This window comes from Piscibacillus salipiscarius, assembly GCF_042685285.1.
GTDB classification, from domain to species: Bacteria; Bacillota; Bacilli; order Bacillales; family Alkalibacillaceae; genus Piscibacillus; species Piscibacillus salipiscarius.
Map to the genome: position 1 here is coordinate 1 of NZ_JBHUMZ010000005.1, position 1,443 is coordinate 1,443.

The 1,443-nt window shown below is 47.1% G+C and carries 9 tRNA genes and 2 rRNA genes; all 11 read left to right on the forward strand.

The features are described from left to right. Positions 1-105 (forward strand): 23S ribosomal RNA (locus ACFSW4_RS00595); the annotation flags it as partial. Positions 106-176: 71 nt separating this feature from the next. After that, positions 177-292, forward strand: a 5S ribosomal RNA gene (rrf, locus tag ACFSW4_RS00600). A gap of 86 nt (positions 293-378) precedes the next feature. Further along, positions 379-453 (forward strand) — tRNA-Asn (locus ACFSW4_RS00605). A 9-nt stretch (positions 454-462) separates the two neighbouring features. Continuing rightward, a tRNA-Thr gene (locus tag ACFSW4_RS00610) sits at positions 463-535 on the forward strand. Positions 536-563: 28 nt separating this feature from the next. Next, a tRNA-Glu gene (locus tag ACFSW4_RS00615) sits at positions 564-638 on the forward strand. An 11-nt stretch (positions 639-649) separates the two neighbouring features. After that, positions 650-725, forward strand: a tRNA-Val gene (locus ACFSW4_RS00620). A gap of 19 nt (positions 726-744) precedes the next feature. Continuing rightward, a tRNA-Thr gene (locus ACFSW4_RS00625) sits at positions 745-821 on the forward strand. An 8-nt stretch (positions 822-829) separates the two neighbouring features. Continuing rightward, a tRNA-Tyr gene (locus ACFSW4_RS00630) sits at positions 830-914 on the forward strand. A 13-nt stretch (positions 915-927) separates the two neighbouring features. After that, positions 928-1,002 (forward strand) — tRNA-Gln (locus ACFSW4_RS00635). A gap of 60 nt (positions 1,003-1,062) precedes the next feature. Further along, a tRNA-Lys gene (locus ACFSW4_RS00640) sits at positions 1,063-1,138 on the forward strand. 18 nt (positions 1,139-1,156) lie between these two features. Next, positions 1,157-1,232, forward strand: a tRNA-Ala gene (locus ACFSW4_RS00645). Positions 1,233-1,443 lie beyond the last annotated feature (211 nt).

The following is a 1,443-nucleotide window of genomic DNA, read 5'->3' on the forward strand; positions in this document are numbered from 1 at the left end:
TCGAGCAAGTAAGATCCCTCAGAGACGATGAGGTTGATAGGTCCGAGGTGGACGCGTGGTGACACGTGGAGCTGACGGATACTAATCGATCGAGGACTTAACTTCAATAGAAAAGACGCGCAGATGCTTGGTGGTTCGTATTTAGTTTTGAAGGTTGTTAACTAACAACTACATAGTCCGGTGGCGATGGCAGAGAGGTCACACCTGTTCCCATGCCGAACACAGCAGTTAAGCTCTCTAGCGCCGATGGTAATTGGGGTGTTTCCCCTGTGAGAGTAGGACGCTGCCGGGCATTACTTAATTAAAATACATTGATATTTTAATTTTTTTATCCTTATATATAGTGAATGATACATACTAAAATGTAGTTTTAAATATTCCAGCGTAGCTCAGTGGTAGAGCAATCGGCTGTTAACCGATCGGTCGCAGGTTCGAATCCTGCCGCTGGAGCCATTTTTATGTGCTTCCTTAGCTCAGTCGGTAGAGCGCAGCCATGGTAAGGCTGAGGTCACCGGTTCAAGCCCGGTAGGAAGCTTTGAAAAAAGCGTACCACATCTAAGTTTGGCCCGTTGGTCAAGTGGTTAAGACACCGCCCTTTCACGGCGGTAACACGGGTTCGAATCCCGTACGGGTCACCACTAATATAAATGGAGGATTAGCTCAGCTGGGAGAGCACTTGCCTTACAAGCAAGGGGTCGGTGGTTCGAGCCCGCCATCCTCCACCATTTTAATAATCTAATATAAGCCGGCCTAGCTCAATCTGGCAGAGCAACTGACTTGTAATCAGTAGGTTGGGGGTTCGAGTCCCTCGGCCGGCACCACCAATCATGGAGGGGTAGCGAAGTGGCTAAACGCGGCGGACTGTAAATCCGCTCCCTCAGGGTTCGGGAGTTCGAATCTCTCCCCCTCCACCATTATTAAAATGATTGGGCCATAGCCAAGCGGTAAGGCAACGGTTTTTGGTACCGTCATGCGCTGGTTCGAATCCAGCTGGCCCAGCCATTTTTTTATTTTTATGGATAATAATTATTTGTTGGTTTAGAATATGAACAGTTTTTATTTGAGCCATTAGCTCAGTTGGTAGAGCATCTGACTTTTAATCAGAGGGTCGGAGGTTCGAATCCTCCATGGCTCACCATTACATATCTCATCGGAAGGGGCCTTAGCTCAGCTGGGAGAGCGCCTGCTTTGCACGCAGGAGGTCAGCGGTTCGATCCCGCTAGGCTCCACCATATCAGTTACCAAAGTTGTTCTCTGCTATCATCGGGGGGCAACTTTTTATTTGTAATGAAATTAACTATAACCAAAGATTCCCTAAGTAGGGAACTTTTTTAATTTGGCTCTAGAATATTTGTTGGGGTATAGATTACTTTCTGATAATTTGTTGAAGTAATCTTAGGTTAACCTTTCAGGTTAGGCCTTCCCTTTCCGCGGGCGATCCGC